The organism is Bergeyella porcorum (assembly GCF_042427575.1).
GTDB lineage: Bacteria > Bacteroidota > Bacteroidia > Flavobacteriales > Weeksellaceae > Bergeyella > Bergeyella porcorum.
Genome location: NZ_JBHMFD010000010.1, coordinates 23,870 through 41,746, shown reverse-complemented (window position 1 = coordinate 41,746; position 17,877 = coordinate 23,870). Strand labels below are relative to the sequence as shown.

General features: G+C 36.5%; 11 protein-coding genes. All 11 read right to left on the bottom strand.

The annotated features are described in order from the left end of the window. Positions 1-266: 266 nt before the first annotated feature. The 11 genes from abc-f to ACFFUE_RS06455 all read right to left on the bottom strand — a co-directional run bounded on the left by abc-f (position 267) and on the right by ACFFUE_RS06455 (position 17,792). Entirely contained in the window at positions 267-1,856 is a 1,590-nt protein-coding gene (abc-f, locus tag ACFFUE_RS06505) for a ribosomal protection-like ABC-F family protein (RefSeq protein ID WP_376833727.1), read from the bottom strand. Between the two features lie 768 nt (positions 1,857-2,624). Further along, positions 2,625-4,895 (bottom strand): multicopper oxidase family protein, encoded by a 2,271-nt coding sequence (locus tag ACFFUE_RS06500; protein ID WP_376833725.1) that lies wholly within the window; start codon positions 4,893-4,895, stop codon positions 2,625-2,627. Positions 4,896-4,905: 10 nt separating this feature from the next. After that, a complete protein-coding gene (locus ACFFUE_RS06495) occupies positions 4,906-7,056 on the bottom strand; it encodes a heavy metal translocating P-type ATPase (protein WP_255318368.1) in 2,151 nt (716 codons plus the stop codon). A gap of 59 nt (positions 7,057-7,115) precedes the next feature. Next, a complete protein-coding gene (locus ACFFUE_RS06490; protein ID WP_212898079.1) occupies positions 7,116-7,964 on the bottom strand; it encodes a DUF3347 domain-containing protein in 849 nt (282 codons plus the stop codon). 94 nt (positions 7,965-8,058) lie between these two features. Further along, the gene (locus ACFFUE_RS06485) at positions 8,059-8,430 is read right to left on the bottom strand and encodes a hypothetical protein (RefSeq protein ID WP_376833723.1); all 372 of its coding nucleotides are present in this window, start codon (positions 8,428-8,430) and stop codon (positions 8,059-8,061) included. A 543-nt stretch (positions 8,431-8,973) separates the two neighbouring features. Further along, positions 8,974-9,813, bottom strand: coding sequence for an aldo/keto reductase (locus ACFFUE_RS06480; protein ID WP_376833721.1), 840 nt, complete (start codon positions 9,811-9,813; stop codon positions 8,974-8,976). Positions 9,814-10,149: 336 nt separating this feature from the next. Next, a complete protein-coding gene (locus ACFFUE_RS06475; RefSeq protein WP_376833719.1) occupies positions 10,150-11,901 on the bottom strand; it encodes an AAA family ATPase in 1,752 nt (583 codons plus the stop codon). Positions 11,902-11,915: 14 nt separating this feature from the next. Beyond that, positions 11,916-13,268 (bottom strand): restriction endonuclease subunit S, encoded by a 1,353-nt coding sequence (locus tag ACFFUE_RS06470; protein ID WP_376833717.1) that lies wholly within the window; start codon positions 13,266-13,268, stop codon positions 11,916-11,918. Then, entirely contained in the window at positions 13,268-15,526 is a 2,259-nt protein-coding gene (locus tag ACFFUE_RS06465; protein WP_376833729.1) for a type I restriction-modification system subunit M, read from the bottom strand. The genes ACFFUE_RS06470 and ACFFUE_RS06465 overlap by 1 nt, the downstream gene beginning before the upstream one ends. 270 nt (positions 15,527-15,796) lie before the next feature. Continuing rightward, positions 15,797-16,891: a cupin domain-containing carboxymuconolactone decarboxylase family protein gene (locus tag ACFFUE_RS06460; RefSeq protein ID WP_376833715.1), complete on the bottom strand. Its 1,095-nt coding sequence runs from the start codon at positions 16,889-16,891 to the stop codon at positions 15,797-15,799. Between the two features lies 1 nt (position 16,892). Next, positions 16,893-17,792, bottom strand: a complete 900-nt coding sequence (locus ACFFUE_RS06455; protein WP_376833713.1) for an alpha/beta hydrolase — start codon at positions 17,790-17,792, stop codon at positions 16,893-16,895. Positions 17,793-17,877: the final 85 nt, after the last annotated feature.

Below are 17,877 nucleotides of genomic sequence, written 5' to 3'. Positions count from 1 at the left end.
GTAGTTTTTTTTTCATTTATCAATGTTTAACTGTTATGCTGGTATCTTTCACAATGCCCGCTAACGTTTCGGGGCTTTGCGAAGTGGCGGAAAATCGAAGCGGAAAGTTTCGATTTAGACGACACGTAGCAAAAGCCAATTTCTATTTGCTAAATTATGAAAAAAAGCCAATAAAATTGGCTTTTGCGGATTACGAAGCAGAAAACTTTCAACTATTACTTAACCCGCCATTTTGCAAAACCCTTGTTGGTGGCAGTACTGGTTGTTCACAGTGCTATTTTCCGTTTAATATTGATTTGCTCCAAAAAAGTTTCATCGTGAGAAATGACAAGCAATGTTCCCTGATAATCGTTGATTGCATTCGTCAGAATTTCAATATTTTGAATGTCTAAGTTGTTGGTCGGCTCGTCCAAAATAATCATATCGGGTGATTGATTGCCGATACTTAAACAGCATAGCATTAAACGCATTCTTTCTCCACCACTCAAAGCGTTACAAGATTTACCCCAATCTTCTCTTGTGAACAAAAACCGGTTCAACCGAATTTTAATTTCGTGTTCCTGCAATGCAGTCGTGTTAAACACTTGTGCCTGTTCGTAAACTGTCAGATTATTGTCAATCAAAGAATAATCCTGGTCGATATAAACCGATTTATTTTCTGCGATAAAAACCGTCCCGATTTGTGGTTTCAGATTTCTCAAAATCACTTTTATCAAGGTTGTTTTTCCCGAACCGTTTGTACCTTTTATGGCAATTCGTTCTCCACTTACAATTTGAAAGTTAAGATTTTCCGTCCACAAATAGTTTCCGTTTTCATAACTAAAATTGATATTTTCGGCAACGAACAACTTTTTGCCTTTATGTAGTTTGGCGTTGTCAAACCCGAATTTCATTTGGTCGGTTTCCGAAAGCGAAGAACGCAGGTTTTGAAGCTCTTGTTTGATATTCCCGATTTTTTCTGTGTGAACACCCGCAATTTTGGCGGTACTCCGCTCTGCACTGTTTTTCCACGTATTGGAAACTATTTTCGGAAGTCCTGCTTTGCCTAAATTTTTCTTGGCTCGGACATCTAATCTTTGTTGCCGTTCTGTGGTTTCACGTTCTTTTTCTTTCGCTTTCTTCAACGCCTTTTCTTTGCTGTGTATATCTTGGCTTATCGCATTGATTTCAATTTCTTTTTGCTCTTTGTAAAAATCATAATTACCTCCATAAACTTTAATTCCGTTTTTGTTCAGTTCGCAAACGGTATCCAGAATATTTAATAATTTTCTATCGTGGCTTACGATAATCAAGGTGCTTTTTGTGTTTTCGATGAAATCATACAAAATATTTCTTCCCGAATTATCCAAATGATTACTCGGCTCGTCCAACAAAACCAACTCGGGTTGGTGAATGGAAATTCCTGCCAAAAACACTTTGGTTTTCTGTCCTCCGCTCAATGTTTCCATTTTTTGAGACAAGTCTAAATTAGACAAATTCCAATAGTTCAAGGCTTCCCTACAACGGTCTTCTATCGTCCAATCGTCATTGAGCAAACTGAAATTTTCTTCCGATACATTTCCGTTCAGAATTTCTTTCAAAGCGTTCAGTTTTTCATCAATTAGCAAGGCTTGTGCAATGGTTAAATGATTGAATTGCCCGAAAATTTGCGGAATATAATACGGTTGCGTTTCGACTTTCAACAGTCCGTCAGACGGTTGTAATTCTTTGGCAATAATTTTCAGCAAGGTAGATTTTCCAACACCATTGTTGCCAATTAATGCAATTTTTCCGTGATTATTTACCGTCAGATTGATGTCGCTGAACAGTAAATCTTTGTTAAGATGTGTATATGATAAATTTTGAATAGTAAGCATAATTTCTTCCTTTTAGATATTAAACAAATCAGCCAAACTCGATTTCGAGTTCACTGTTTTCTGAAGGTCTGAAAGAAATTATTTTTTTACATTTTTCGCTTACTTTTAATTTTATGGTGCAAAGCTACAATTTTTTTCGAGAGTTCGGTTCGTATTGCCACCAACGCCCAAATATACGAACATTCGTTTATTTTGCACATATATATTGCGTATATCTATTTTATTTATAATTTTGTATATAGTTGAAAAATAATTTATGAGTTAAATACGACGCAAATATAAACTGTTTTATTTTATAAATCAAATATTTTTTAAAAAAAAACAGAAGATTGAAAAAACTTCTGCTCTTGTGTTTATAAAATTCTATTTATTAGATACCAAGAAGCCACTCTTTTCGAACAGCCCCATTTCCTACAAGTAAAAAGCGAAAAACTTTATGTTTTATCTATTTTTTTAGGTTTTCAGTCATTTCTGTTTTAGTTCGATTTTTTTAGCACAGTCGTCCTACGCTTGCCTGTAACGGTTTGCCGCTTTGCGAAGGCGGGGATTTTTAGCACTAAACTTCTTACGAAGAACTAAACATCAAATATAACACTTTCCTGTCCTACGAAGCACGAAACCCCTGCTTGCGTATAGGTGATGTTGTGCCTTCGTTGTTTTTCTCGTTCTGTTCGTCTGTCAGTGTTGGGAAAGCCATACTCTTTGCCAAGTTTTGGTTTGCGTGCCGGCTGGTGCGACTTGGCAATGTGTATGGCTTTGGTGAGGGTTTTAATAATTCAAAGACAGTCCGATTCCAAGTCCCATATCGCTATCGTAATGCGTTCTAAGTCCCATATTTTTGTTCAAAACATAACTTAATTCAACCATATATTCTTTGTCGGTGTTTACCATAAAACCTGCTCTTATTCTTTTTGAAATAGGAATGTCTTCACGCATCAATGACAATCGTACAATTCCATCGTGATAAACTTCTGCCTGAAAATTAACCAACATTGGCAATGTGTACATAAAACCTAAACTGAACGCCCTGCGGGTGTCTTTCTTGTTGGTTTGTCCAAATATGTTCTTTTCGTGTTCATCCATTCCCATTTTTCTGTACCGCCAATCGAAGCCGACAAATGGCATAAACCATTGCATTTTTCCAATGTATCTTCCAAGGTGTGTTTCTATTTCGTAACCGTGCATATCGTTATAGCCTAATCGCCATTCAGTACCTAAAGACCATCTTGCATTTTGAACCATTGCTTCACCATCATTGCCATTGGTAGCAAAATCATTTTGAGCCATAAAATGTGGCATATTGCTTTCTCTTTGCAATTTATTATAGGCTTGTTTTTTATTGGGCAAGTATGGATTTTGGTAGTCATCAACTGCAAAAACCCTATTCATCCCGCCCATCATATGATATAAGATATGACAATGAAAAAACCAATCTCCTTCTTCGTTTGCCAAAAACTCGATGGTATCCGTTTCCATTGGCATTATATCCAACACATTTTTGAGTGGTGAATACTCGCCTTTGCCATTGATTACCCTAAAATCAAAACCGTGCAAGTGCATTGGGTGTCGCATCATAGAGTTATTGTAAATAGTGATGCGTAGAATTTCTCCTTTCTTAACTGGTATTTTATCAACTTCTGAAAGTATTTTATTATCCATACTCCACACATAACGGTTCATATTTCCGGTGAGGGTAAATTTTAATTCTTTTACTGGAGCATCTTTGGGAAGTGAAGTATTGTATGGCGATTGCAACATTGCATAATTCAGGGTTTTAATTTCCCCTAAAGCATTTGCATCGTAACGGTTTGGGTCGTTTTCCATATCCATATTGTGTTGGTTATGGTCTTCTTTCTGCTTAGTATCGCCTGTAATTTCGGGATACATTACCACGTTCATATCCATTTGGTTCAGACTCATTTTCATTCCCATATCGTCCAAATCACCATTCATCTTCATCATATCGTTCATCATCTTCATTCCTTCAAAATATTTCAATTTTGGAAGAGGGGAAATGAGTTGTTTAATGCCATTGCCTACGAAATAGCTTGCTGATTGTGTACGGTCTTCGGTTGTGGCTAAAAATTCATAGGCAATGCCCTCTTCGGGAATGGTTACTACAATATCGTAAGTTTCGGAAACTGCAATGATTAATCTATCTACTTCCACAGGTTCTACATCGTTGCCGTCATTTGCAACTACTGTTATTTTACCGCCTGCATACCGCAACCAAAAATAGGACGAAGCTCCACCATTTGAAACTCGCAACCGTACTTTATCGCCTGCTTTTAATGTTTTACCTTCAACAGTTTTTAAATCGGTAGTATGGTTTCCGTTGATTAAAATTTTGTCATAATACACATCGCTTACATCCATTGCCAACATCCGTTTCCATTCGTTGGTGAGTTTTGTTTTGAAATGTCCTTCTCTAATAGCTTCTGCATAAGACTGTGTTGCATTTTTTTTGATGGCAGCCCAATCATTGGCATTATGCAACATTCGGTTGATGTTATTGGGGTTTAGATTTGTCCATTCGCTTATAATAATGGGTACGGTGGGTAAATCATCAATTCCTTTTCTAAAGGTTTTATCATCATCCTTTTTCTTCATTATAAAACTGCCGTACATACCAATCTGCTCTTGCAAGCCAGAATGTGAATGATACCAATGCGTTCCAGTTTGGATAATAGGAAAACGATAGGTGTATGTTGTTCCGGGTTCAATGGGTTTTTGCGTAAGCCAAGGCACCCCATCTTCTTTATTGGGTAAAAACACACCGTGCCAATGCAAAGAAGTACTTTCTTTTAATTGGTTGTGTACTACAATTTCGGCAGTATCACCTTCTGTAAAAGTTAGGGTAGGCATAGGTATTTGTCCGTTTACGGCAATCGCTCTTTTTTCTTTTCCTGCATAGTTTACAAGTGTGTCTTTTACGTACAAATCATAACGAACTACTTTTTGGGCAAAGAGTGAAGTTGTTGTTAATAGCATTATGGCTATCGGCAACAGTTTTTTTGAGAAAATATTTTGTATATCCATTTCAGAATTTTTATTTATTAATTTTTAAAAGGCTTGCATTTATGGCAACCACAATTGTACTTACGCTCATCAAAACCGCACCCATTGCAGGACTTAAAGCGAAATTCGGATAAAGCACGCCTGCTGCCAGTGGTATGGCTATCACATTGTAGCCAACTGCCCAAAGCAGGTTTTGAACCATTTTTTTATATGTCCGTTTTCCGAAGTCAATCATCTTTACCACATCTCTCGGGTCGCTGTTTACTAGAATAATGTCGGCTGTTTCGGCTGCTACATCCGTACCTGAACCAACTGCAATACCTACATCTGCTTGTGCCAGTGCGGGTGCATCATTTACACCATCGCCAGTCATAGCAACCACTTCACCTTTGGCTTGATATTCCTTGACTTTTTCCTGTTTTTCGTGAGGCAATACATTGGCGATATAACCGTCCATTCCCAATTGTTCAGAAACTGCTTTTGCAATTTTTTCATTGTCGCCTGTAAGCAGAATGGATTTGATATTCATCTTTCTTAACTCATCAATGGCTTCTTGCGAACCCTCACGAATGCTGTCTGCCAACGTGATAATACCGATAACTTCATTATCAATAAAAACATAGTTGACTGTTTCAATGCTTTGATTGATTTCTTTGGGCGTTTCAGGCTCTGTAAGATTATTTTGTTTGAAATAATTAGGTCCTGCCGCTACTATTTCCTTTCCGTTTACTAATGCTTTGACACCTATGCCTGCCATATAGCTGAAATTCTCCGACTTCCATAGTTCAAGGTTTCTTTCTGCCAGCATTTTCAAAATACCTTTTGCAATGTGGTGTTCGGAATATTGCTGAACGGCTGCTGCATATTGTATCATTTCATCAGCAGAATATTTATCAGTAAGTGGGATCACTTTTTCTACTGCGTGAGAACCTTTGGTAAGCGTTCCTGTCTTGTCGAAAATAATCGTGGATAGTTTTCGGGTAGTTTCAAATGCGGTACGATTGCGAATGAGCAAACCATTGGTAGCCGAAAGCGTTGTAGAAATGGCAACCACCAACGGAATAGCCACACCCAAAGCGTGGGGACAAGCCGTAACCATTACCGTAACCATTCTTTCCAATGCAAACGCAATATCTCCGCTACTGCTGAACCAATAAATAAAAGTGATTACGCCTACTGCAATAGCAAGAAAGGTGAGCCATTTAGCTACTTTATCGGCAAGGTTTTGCGTATTCGATTTTGCTGCCTGTGCATCCTGAACCAAGTTGATTACCTTATTGAGATAACTGTCTTTGCCTACTCCTGTTGCCGTAACACTTAACGCACCTTCGCCATTGATAGAACCTGCAATTACTTTTCCGTCTTTTTCTTTTTTTACCGGAACACTTTCGCCCGTAAGCATACTTTCGTTTACATAAGAAACGCCATCTACAATCGTTCCATCGGCAGGAATTTTTTCACCGGGTTTGATGATAATGGTTTCACCGTTTTTTAGGTTTTCGAGTTTTATTTTTATGGTTTCACCATTTCGCTCCACCGTAACATCGTTTGGTAAAAGTGCCACCAATGACTGCAATGCTTTTGAAGCTGCCATAGTAGAACGCATTTCTAACCAATGTCCCAAAAGCATAATCACGATAAGAGTTGCCAGTTCCCAAAAGAAGTCCATTCCCGGCAGACCAAAAACGACGGCAACCGAATAGATGTAAGCGACTGAAATAGCGATTGCCACCAATGTCATCATCCCAATAGCTTTGGCTTTTATTTCGCCTACTATTCCTTTCAGAAATGGCATTCCCCCATAGATGTAAATAAAAGTTCCCAGCGCCAATAGCACATATTTATCTCCAGGAAAAGCAACCGTGAAACCAAACCATTCCTGTATCATTTGCGATAAGAGCAAAATGGGAACGGTAATGATTAAACTTACCCAAAAACGTTTGAGGAAATCGTGGGTATGATGTCCTTCGTGTTTATCGTAACCACTATCGGAATGATGATGGTTATGTTCGTCGCTATGTGTGGAATGTTCTTTATGGTCGTGATGATGATGGTGTCCGTGATGGCTGTGAGCTTCATTTTTTGCTCCACTCATTGGAACTAAATCCATTCCGCAAAGTGGACATTTCCCTGGTTTGTCCTTTATCACTTGTAAGTGCATCGGACAGGTATATTTTTTCATATTCTTTTAACTTTTGAAAAGCAATGAAGATGGACTTTACCACTTCATTGCTTTGTTGGTTACTTTATAGTTTCAACTGTACTACCACACGTTAGCATTTGTGAACCGTAATAAGGGTTTTTAATCGCATTTTCTTTGCTCAACCAATTTGCTCCTTTGCCTTTGTTCGCCATTGGGCAATGTTGATAATAAACAGGCGTTTCCTGATTTGAAACTTTTATCAGTTCGTACATATTTTTTGAAAGGCTCATAAAATGGTCTCGCTGATGTGCCACATCTTTGGTTTCAGCAATGTGTCCTGCATCAAAGGCAAGGTCTTTCATTACTTTCATCCAAACCGTATGTTCCTCGTTTGATAGTTTATTCATTTGCACAGCGTCAAGAGCGGTTAGCAAGTCTTTTGCTTTAGTGGAAGTGGTGTTTGCGTCAGATTTTACCAATGCATCTTTTACCGAAAAATAGTTGTTAAAAACAGATTTCAGTTGGTTTACTTCCTGCATTTCTGTAGATGCGGTATGACTGGAATGGTCGTGTGTCTCCGTTTTCGATTCTGCTTTTGCAACAGGTTTGTTCACCCGTTCGTACAGGCAACATTCAGGCAGTTTTGCATACACATCATCGGGTGCAAGGAATTTATCGCTGTCATAACCGGCTAAAGCGATACGTTTCAAGATTTCGTCCTGGTTCGTCTTTTTGACATCGTAGGTAATGGTAGCCATTTTTGTGTCTTTGTTCCAATCCACTTGGGCTACTTTCTTTACATTTCCTGCATTTTCTATGGTGGTTTCACACATACCGCAGTTTCCGTAAATTTTTACGGTTTCGGTTTTGGCGTTTTTAATTTGAGCGTTGCTCATTCCGAATGACAGCATTACCAATGCAGTCATTATATATTTTAATGATTTCATTTTTGAAAAATTTTTTGATTTTTGAAAATAATAAATTGTGAAAGCAAGTTATTTGCTTTCAATTGGACAGTCCTATGGCTGTCAAGGCAAGGGTTTAGCTAATTTTTGGTGGTAGCCAAATGGAGTGATGACCCGAAGAAAAGTATGGGTCTGAACAAAGAAAGAATTGTTTTTGAGCAACAACTAATAAATTGTATTTGAGTTCAGGTGTAGAAGGAATAAAGCCAAAACTAACTGTAGGGCAATAGCAAGATGAATGTCCGCATTTGCCCCCACAATCGTCATTGTCTTTTTGGTTATGCGAACTTTTATTTTTGCAACAGTCATTTTTGTCTGTCTGTGAAGTTTTTTTGTCGCAACAAGATTTTTCGGTTTGTGTGTGAGATTTATTACAAGCATAAGTCAGTGTTGGTATCAAAAAGAAACCAAGCAATGCTATGAGTAATATGTAAATCTGTTTTGTCATTTATTATCTTATTGCAAAGATATAAATTTTTTCGTTCGGGGGCAAAAAATGGTTCTTTTTTCTGTGAAGGGTTGGCTTGTGTGTTGGGGCAAAACCAAATGTGTTATTTGTGCGGTTGGCTAAAAATTGTTTTTAAAAAATTTGCGTTGGCAAAAAAAAATGGGGTAGGTCAGCGTGTCGGGTTTCTCGCTGTCCGTTAGTAATAACGTCTATATGTTGGTCGCTTTTCAAAATGGCTTGCCCTTGTGTGAATGTTCAAATTTTGGTCGTCCGTTTAATTTTAGCACTGTCGTCTGTTACACTTGCTGGTAACAGTCTCGATAATCGCTAAACTGTCTTTTGGATGTAAATTTTCCATTGTTGAAATAATTTATGAGTTAAACACAATGCAAATATAAATTAGTTTATTTTATAAACTAAATATTTTTTAAAAAAAACAGAAGATTGAAAAAACTTCTGCTCTTGTGTTTATAAAATTCTTTTTATTAGATACTAAGTCGGTACTTGCATTTGCAAGTGCCGACGCTTTTTAACAATATATCACTATCTATGCTTTGCCAACCATTCCACCACATTGGGGTCGTAGTGGTTGATGATGTGGCTTTTGCCCGTGTCGAGGGTGGCTATTTTTGCCATATCTTCGGCGGAAAGTTCAAAATCGAATACATTGATGTTTTCTGCCATTCGCTCTTTGCGAACCGATTTTGCCAATGCCACCACGCCTCGCTGTATGCTCCAACGCAGAATTACCTGCCCTACCGATTTGCCGTATTTCTTCCCGATTTCGGAAAGTATCGGATTACTGAAAATATCGTTTTTCCCCTCGGCAAAAGGTGCCCACGCTTGGGGCTGTACGCCCTTTTGTTTCATATAGTCGATGGCTTCGCCTTGTTGGAAAAACGGATTGATTTCCACCTGATTGAGCATCGGTTTCACTTTGTTTATCGCCACAAACTCCGCTAAGCGTTCGGGGTAGAAGTTGCTCACGCCGATAGCTCGGATTTTCCCCTCTTCATAAAGTTCTTCCAAAGCACGCCACGCTCCGTAGCTGTCGCCAATGGGCTGGTGTAGCAACATCAGATCGATGTAGTCCGTTTGCAGGTTTTCCAACGATTGCAATACCGATGCTTTGGCTTTTTCGTACCCGAAATTGGAAATCCATACTTTGGTGGTGAGGAAAAACTCCTTGCGGTCGATACCGCTGTTTTTGAGGGCGTTACCCACTTCTTTTTCGTTTTGATAGGCCTGTGCCGTGTCAATATGGCGATAGCCCACTTCGATAGCATCTAAAACCGCTTTTTCGGTCTCCTGTGGTGCGATTTGGAACACTCCAAAACCCAATACGGGTATTTCCACGCCATTATTTAATTTGAATGTTTGCATATTTAATCTCCTTTATTATTTAATTCTATAATGCAAAGGTAAGTCGGCAATTCGGAAATATTGTTTCACAAAAGGAGCCGAAAGTTTCATTTTTTGGGGGTCTATAAAACAAAAAAAGCGAAAACCTCATCGGTTTCCGTTTTGGGTGTTATCTTCTGTGAGAAGTTCTATAAATATTCAATCTTTGTACTATTTTTCATTGAATACATTGTTTCTAATACTCTGTAATTTTTAGTCTGTACCTTTTACTAACCATTCCTTCTACTTATCTGTTGCAATATTGATTGGATTGTATATTTTTATCCCAAATGCTTTTTTGTTGCTTATCAGTTGGTATTATTGAGACAATATTGAATTAATTTTATCAAAAAGTATCTTAAAATCTTCAAATTCACTAACATCAAATGTTTCAATTCTTTTATTCAATTCCTTTTTTATAGTATCCTTTTTCAAAGTAAAATCTTTTAAAACTTTAAAACTATCAATTTTTTCTTTACTAATTTTTTTTAATAATTTCGTTTTAAAATAATCTTCAATTTCAAATTGCGAATTTGTTATGCGATCTAATTTAGGTAGCATCAAAAAATGAAAATTATCTTTTTCTAAACTTCCATTATTTTTAAGATTTTGCAACTCTTCCGTATTCAATATTTCTTCAATTTCAGTATTTCCTGCCATATCGTTATCAAGTAATGCTACAACCTTACTATGATTATTAGATTCTTTAATCAACTTATAGAATACTCTTAATCCACTAGCTCCTCCAATAGGAAATATATTCATATTCTTTATACTATTATAAGAAGATTGATTAATTTTATTTAATCCGGTTTTTATTATATTTATATCAAACTTCCCTTCAACTAATAATGTTGGCTTATTAGAACTCATAACAATAGTAGCTTCAGCTATAGAGAATTCGCCATTAGTAATATCAGATAATATTTCAAATTTGTCTTTTTTATAAACTTCCAAGCCATTTTCAGCATTCTTTAGAATTATTGTTTTTTCATTAGGGAAACTATTTAGCAAACTTGGTGAATGAGATGTTAATATAGAGTAACAATCGGATTCTTGCAGATAATCTTTTATTTCTTTCTTCTTAACAATATGCAAATGTGAGTCTGGTTCATCAAGGAGAATTATTGAGTTTTTATTGGCTAAAACATTCATAATACATTTGATTAATATCAATTTCTTTTCACCTTCACTTAGTTGCTTTAGACTTAATTGGTCATTAGTTATATCAATTTTAAGAAATAATTTTTTGTCTTTATACATTCCTATGGCAAATAGTAGAAAAAATAATTTCCGACAGTTCTTTTTATTATTTCCCATTTGGAGAACAATAATATCTCTGATCTCATTAAAGTGTAATGGGCTTCCTTTTTCTTCTTGACGAGATTTTATTGTATTAATTAGCATAAGAGCCTCATTATATGGCTCTTCACCATTATCAATATTTCTCACATACCAATCAACTCTGTTATCATAATTGCTTGGGAAATCAAAATATATAGAAATATCAGTTAGTTCATCGACTTTAAAAATCTCTTTAATATATTCACCAGAATCATCATGACAAATAAGCGTTAATAGTGCAATTTGCCAACTGTGTTTATTTACATACACTAACTTCTGTTTTTCTCGATAAAAACCTCTAGATAGTTTCCTGAAATAACTAAAGTAGTGTTTCGAATATATTTCTTCCCATAATCGCAACTCATCTCCACTATAACAAGCAAATATTTCAGATGGTAAATAATCTCTTTTTTTTCTTTTTATTTCTTTATTTTTTATAATACCATCTTGTTTGAGTAAAGTATAACTTCCATTTTCTATTTGAATTTCCTGATTTTCTATCGTGTATATTATCTTATAAGAGAAGTCATATTCTGGACAAAAATTTTTTATTGTTTTATTTTGATATAGACTGCCAAAAATAAGACTTATTGCCTCTAAAACATTACTTTTTCCAGAACCATTTAAACCAATTAAGGCAATATAATTTCCAGAGTTGGTAAAATCGAAAACTGCTTTTTGGGTGATATTCTTATATCCTTTTATCTCCAAACTCTTTATTCTCATAATAATAGTTTATTTTACTGAAAAATTGCTCTTTCAAATGCTTCGTTGGCTTGATGTTTTAGTTGGGCTGCTATAGTTAATTTTTTCACTTTTGAATTTCTAAGCTCACTTGTCTCATTAGCTATTTTAACTTGTGTATCTAATGGTGGCATCGGAAATAAAAAATCTTGCATTTCCTGTGCATTAATATTTGCTTGCCCCGTAATCTGGCGACTTACCATATCTTTTTGAATCTGTAATATTGATGAATTAAACAATTCGTTAATATACCTCACATCAGCTTTATTCTCGTTTATTTTAACACGAATTAAGTAAGATGCAAAGGTATATTTACCATCTCTATCAAAAATTGCAGTTTTACCTACTAATTCTTTGCTATTTGTGCGATTAAAAAGCAAATCATTCTTATTTAAAATAAATCTTTCAAAAGATTTTTCATCTTTTAAATACTTTATATCATTCAAGTTTAGAGCAGTATCATTGATATTATTCATTCTTAACATTGGCAAACCCAAATCCTCTTCAGAAGCTTTTTCTGACAAACCATATTGATAGTATTCGATTACTTCTCTTAATTTTATAAGATTATAATTACCATTGTCTAAAAAAATTAATTTTGAATATTTGGATAGATAATCGATAGCCCAACGGTCTATTTTATTAAAACTAATTGTTTTTAGTAGTTTTGAGGATTTTTGATTTTCAATATTTTTAGATAATCCCAACTCATCAAACAAATACTTTTCAATTTCTTTATCAATGTTATTGGCTTCAATTTCTAACTGATTGGATTCGTTTATTTTAGAAAAATACGCATCTACAATCGCTTGTTGTTCTTGAAGTGTTGGTAAGGGGATTTCTAAGTCTTTTAATTTATCAAAACTCAAATTTTGACGAACTGAACCTGTTGTATTTTCGTTAATGACTTTATTAAAAGTTTCAGTTTTAAATACTAAAAACAAATACTCTGGCAGTACATTATCTTTACAACTAAATACAACATAAGCAGGGCTTATGTACTCGTTTAGATGTTCTTCTAAACGAATACCTATTGACCCTACATTTATACGATATGGGTTGTAAGCAATCCAACCTGTTTCCATTTTTTTGTAAGGCTGATTGATTTCTTTACCTTTTTGAGTATAAGCGTCAAAAATTCCCGTTTTATTATTTACTCCAAGTATACCAAATTCTTTTTCTTCCTCTAAATAAAGTTTATATTTTTTATTCTCTTCCCTAATGCAAGACCCCAATTTAATCACCTCAAAATCAGAATTTATTGATTTTGAAGTATATCTTTTCGTATCCCATAAATCAAATTTTGAGAATGGAATAAACTTAAAAAAATGCTTCATACTACCTTCCATTAGTTATAAAAAATTTCAGGTTCAGCCACTCCATTATTTTCCGCTATGGGAATGCGATAGATTTGGTTTTCTACCACTTCGTATTTTATGTCTTTTAGTAGCGTTTGCCACAATTGGTTTTCTTTGCGGTATTGTCTAAATTCTTCGGCTAACGGTTCTAAATCGTTTTCAATTTTAGCTCCCGTAGTACTAATGCCCGCTTTCTCTACTTCGGCAATCGGAATTTGGTAATTGAACTTCTCTTTTACCTGTGCTTTTACCTCTGTTTCTATTTTCGTTTCAATGGCTTTTTGCTCCGCTTTTAATGCTTTTTTCTCATCAGCAGATAGGGCTTCTTTTCCTCTCTTTGCCAAGGCTTCTTTTATCTCTTTTAAACGAGCTTCGTATTTCGCTTTTATTGCTTTATTGGCTTCTTTTACAATCTTATTGTACTCTTTCTGTTCCTTTTCGGTAAATTTCTTAAAGAATAACAAACTTGGCTTTACCGTTGCACCACTGGCAATGAATACATCTTGCGGTATGGAAGTAATCAAGATGATTTTAGCCTTCCCTTCTACAAAATCTCGCACTTTTTGTAAATTGGTATTGTTTAAAACACCTTCCGGAAGAACAATTCCCATACGCCCGCCCGGTCGTAATAAATTTAAACAACGCTCAATGAATAATACTTCTGTAAGCGTACTCATTTTGCCCGTTTCGTATAGATTCAAAAGAGGTTTTCCGATGTTGTTATTCACTTGTTTCAACGCTTCGTCATAAGCAGAGCCATAGCGTTTACGGTATTTGTCTATGCGTTCCGTATCGGTATATTTATCGGCTTCGGTAATCTTTAAAGATTTTTCGACGCGAGCTCCGAAAGGAGGATTGGTTAAGATAACATCAAAACGATTTTCAAAAATGCCGTTGATATTCAACAGACCATCGTTGTGATGCACCCCACCGTGACCGTCGCCGTGCATAATCATATTCATCTTTGCCGTACGACTCATACGAGGATTGGCATCTGTCCCAAAAATACAGTCATAACTCAGCACACGCAACCTACTTTTGGGATTGTTAATATCTAATTCGGCATTTAACTTGGCAAACAAATCAGTTACCTGCTCATCTATTTTCGTTTTTTCTTTTTCAGGAAGTTTTTCGTATGCCTCCGTATAATATTGGTCTTTTATTTTATCTTTTGCTATTTGTATTTCGTCTTCAATCTTTGCACGCACATATTCAAAAGCCTTTATCAAAAATCCTCCCGAACCACAACAAGGGTCGCAGATGGTTTCGCCTTCCTGAGGGTCTAATACATCTACCATAAAATCTACCACTGTACGAGGAGTAAAAAATTGCCCTAATTCTCCTCTGAATGTACGACCTAAAAATTGCTCGAAGGCAATTCCCTTCACATCGTCCGAAGTGGTAGAAAGATTGTATATCTGTAATTCTTTTACAATAGCTTCAAAACTGTTTTCTCTGATGCGAAGAATTTCAGTAGGCTCGAATAAATCGTCGTCTTTGAAGTCTTCTTTGGTTTGGTCAAACAAGAATTGATAAAAATCTTTTCCATCTTTGGGCTTATATTTTTCGTAACTTGCCTTATCTTGTTTAAAAGCATCTTCGGAAAAAATTTGATGTTCGGAATTGGCTCTTTCGTATCTAATTTTGATAAATAAAATTTTAGAAATTTCATCAAAAGCTGCTTCAGGAGAAAGTTTATCGTTATTACGAATGATGCTGTGGCATTTGAACAATAGTTTTGAAAACTCGTCGCGTGTAAAGGCTTTGGTTTGTTTTAATAACTCGTCAATCTTTTTGTCGTTTTTAATTTCCTTTGCATTAGGAATGTTTACAATCTCTTCCAAGCGTTTGGGAATAACTCCTTTTACCACTCTGAAAATACGCGTTTCTTTTTCGTTGGTGGTAACGAAGAAGTCGGCACCTGCCCACGATGCGTAATTGTATCCTTGAAAATAGTCTTCTTCGTGAATGGTAATGTGTTCGGCTTTGCACTCTACAACAATGACGGGACTTTTGTCTGCAAGTCTATCGGCTTCGCTTTTCCAGATGACAATATCCGCCATTGCACGCCCCTGCCCTCGTTGCGAATTATTCACTTGCACCTCTTGAGCCATTTGATTAAGCTCAAAACCGTACGAGTTTACTAATCTTACAATATAATTTTGTCTTACTTTTTCTTCTGGTTTTAATTCCAACCATTTATCCTTCAACGGAGCAAAAATTTTATTGTCTTTAATCTGAACTTCCATCATTATATTGTTAAGTTTATTAATTCTTAAACGCAAAAAGTAACTGTATAAAAACCAGCGGTTTATATTTGTAACTGTATTTTCTCGTTGCAAATTTATAAAAGTTAGTGTAATTCACCAGTAGTCAACCATTCAAAAGCTTGTTTTCTTTAGAAAAAATACAGAAATACTGTCGAATGTTGAACAAAAAAACACACTCTCTTTCAAAAGAGAACCAAAGATAAGGAATTAAAAAAACGAAAACCTCATCGGCTTTCGCTTTTTTGATGCTTACATCTTCTCCAATACTTTTTGGGCGTTTTTGACTTGTTTTGGATTGATGGTTTTGAAGCTGTCGATAAGTTTTTTCAGTTCGGGTTTGGTGATACCCAAATTTTTGATGAGTTGAAGGTGAGAACCTAACTGGCTTTCTACGCCTTCCAAAACGGACAACGCCGAAATCACCACGATTTCCCTATCCACATAACTCAGATTGTCGCGACTAAAAAGATAGCCGAATAAGTTGGCTTTCAACGCATAATCCATTCCCTGCGAACCAAACAGAGGTTCACTGCTTGCCACTGCTCCGCTACCCATTGCTTTGAGGGTCTGTTCGCCCAGTCGGTAGTAATCGGCAGGAGAAACGGCAGTCGGCTCCACGCCTGCGGGGTCGTGTATACCTTGCTCGGAACGCTCTTTGAGCAGGTTGTTAAACGCTATCAATCCGTTTAACGCACGAGGAAATCCCACATACGCCTGCAAGTGCGTAAAAATCTCTTTTATCTCGCTCACGATAAGCCCTTTTGCCAATCCTTCTGCCAAGGCGGGTTTCAACCTTTCTACATCGCCCATTGCCGTGAGCGATGCTATGGGAGCAATACTCAATTGGCGTTCGGTAAGGGGTTCGTTTTGAGTAACTTTTACAGTTTTGTCGGTTGTTTGGGGCAAATCCACCCGCTCCAACCAAGTTACTTTGTTCTCTTTGGCTTTCGGGCTTACCACAATATGCGACATTGCCGTATGCTCGCCCGCTCCGTGCCAGTGTTTCACATTGGGCGGACACCAAACGACATCGCCTTTTTTGATGATTTGAACAGGTTTGCCCCACTCTTGCGTACGCCCTTCACCTTCGGTTACTATCAGGTATTGTCCGTGTGAGTGGGTGTGCCAATTGTTGATAGTCCCTTCCTCGAAATGGACGATTGCATAGCTTTCTTCACTGTTCGGAATTTGGGGCAGTGGGGCAAAACAGGCTTTCCCCGTGAAATAAGTATCGGGAGCTTCTACATATTTCAACTCCGAATCGGGTGTAATGGTTTGGGTGTTTTGTCCAAACATATTTATTGTACTTGTCATTAGTGATAAGGCTAAAACTATTTTTTTCATATTAAAACCGCTTTTCTATAAATTCTACAATTTTTGGAATAATTACCGACACATACTCTTCCTTATCATACATATCAAAATGCTTGGCTTTCGGTACGATAAACAATTCTTTATCTGTGGTTTTGGTGTTTCTAAACATCTTTTCTGCTCCTTCGCGAGTAAAAGCATTTTCCCCAGCAACCACCAAATAAGGTGTAGTGAGTTTTTTCACTTCTTCGGCAGGGAAAAACTTTCGCCAAGAAAGCTCTGACCAAGTAACAAACGGCACCCAATGCACACTCGCCCCACGCTTGTAGTTGTAATAATATACTGCTCCTTCCGAACCTTCTTCAATCAGATTGATGCGGGTTGCAATGCCTTTTTCCTCATACAATGCTTTATCTTTCAGTAGTTCCGCTTCAGATTTGGTTTGTATTGTATGGATAATTTCAAATGGATTAACAGAAACTACCGCTTTTAAAATGTTAGATTTCATTTTTGTAATCGCATACGGAAGATAGGCTCCCGAACCACAGATACCAACCGCTGCTATTTTGCTTCTATCCACATTGGGATATTGCAGAATAAAATCCACCGCACTTTCTATATCAGTAGCCTTCACTTCGGGGTCTTCATAACCTCTCGGAAGTCCTTGACTTGAACCCAAATAAGAATAATCATAAACCATTGTAATATACCCTTTTGAAGCCAATATTTGAGCATATAGACTTTGGGTCTGTTCTTTCACGCTACCCATAGGTCCTTGCACCACAATGGCGGGCAACTTCGCTTTCGGATTCATTTTTACAGGCGTGTAGATAATTCCCGCTAAGGTAAATCCCGAAACTTTATTTTTAAAAGTTACAGGAGTTACATTCACTTGTTCCATAGGTGCTTGTGCTATTTTATCGTTTGTATTCATCGCATAGATACTATTTATTCCTAAAATCAGAAAACAAAAAAACATTTTTAGCTGTTTGGTGAAATTTTTCATTTGCTTATTATTT

Coding starts and splice junctions, on each gene's coding strand:
- abc-f (WP_376833727.1), bottom strand. CDS start 1,856: ATGCTTACTATTCAAAATTTATCATATACACATCTTAACAAAGATTTA.
- ACFFUE_RS06500 (WP_376833725.1), bottom strand. CDS start 4,895: ATGGATATACAAAATATTTTCTCAAAAAAACTGTTGCCGATAGCCATA.
- ACFFUE_RS06495 (WP_255318368.1), bottom strand. CDS start 7,056: ATGAAAAAATATACCTGTCCGATGCACTTACAAGTGATAAAGGACAAA.
- ACFFUE_RS06490 (WP_212898079.1), bottom strand. CDS start 7,964: ATGAAATCATTAAAATATATAATGACTGCATTGGTAATGCTGTCATTC.
- ACFFUE_RS06485 (WP_376833723.1), bottom strand. CDS start 8,430: ATGACAAAACAGATTTACATATTACTCATAGCATTGCTTGGTTTCTTT.
- ACFFUE_RS06480 (WP_376833721.1), bottom strand. CDS start 9,813: ATGCAAACATTCAAATTAAATAATGGCGTGGAAATACCCGTATTGGGT.
- ACFFUE_RS06475 (WP_376833719.1), bottom strand. CDS start 11,901: ATGAGAATAAAGAGTTTGGAGATAAAAGGATATAAGAATATCACCCAA.
- ACFFUE_RS06470 (WP_376833717.1), bottom strand. CDS start 13,268: ATGGAAGGTAGTATGAAGCATTTTTTTAAGTTTATTCCATTCTCAAAA.
- ACFFUE_RS06465 (WP_376833729.1), bottom strand. CDS start 15,526: ATGGAAGTTCAGATTAAAGACAATAAAATTTTTGCTCCGTTGAAGGAT.
- ACFFUE_RS06460 (WP_376833715.1), bottom strand. CDS start 16,891: ATGAAAAAAATAGTTTTAGCCTTATCACTAATGACAAGTACAATAAAT.
- ACFFUE_RS06455 (WP_376833713.1), bottom strand. CDS start 17,792: ATGAATACAAACGATAAAATAGCACAAGCACCTATGGAACAAGTGAAT.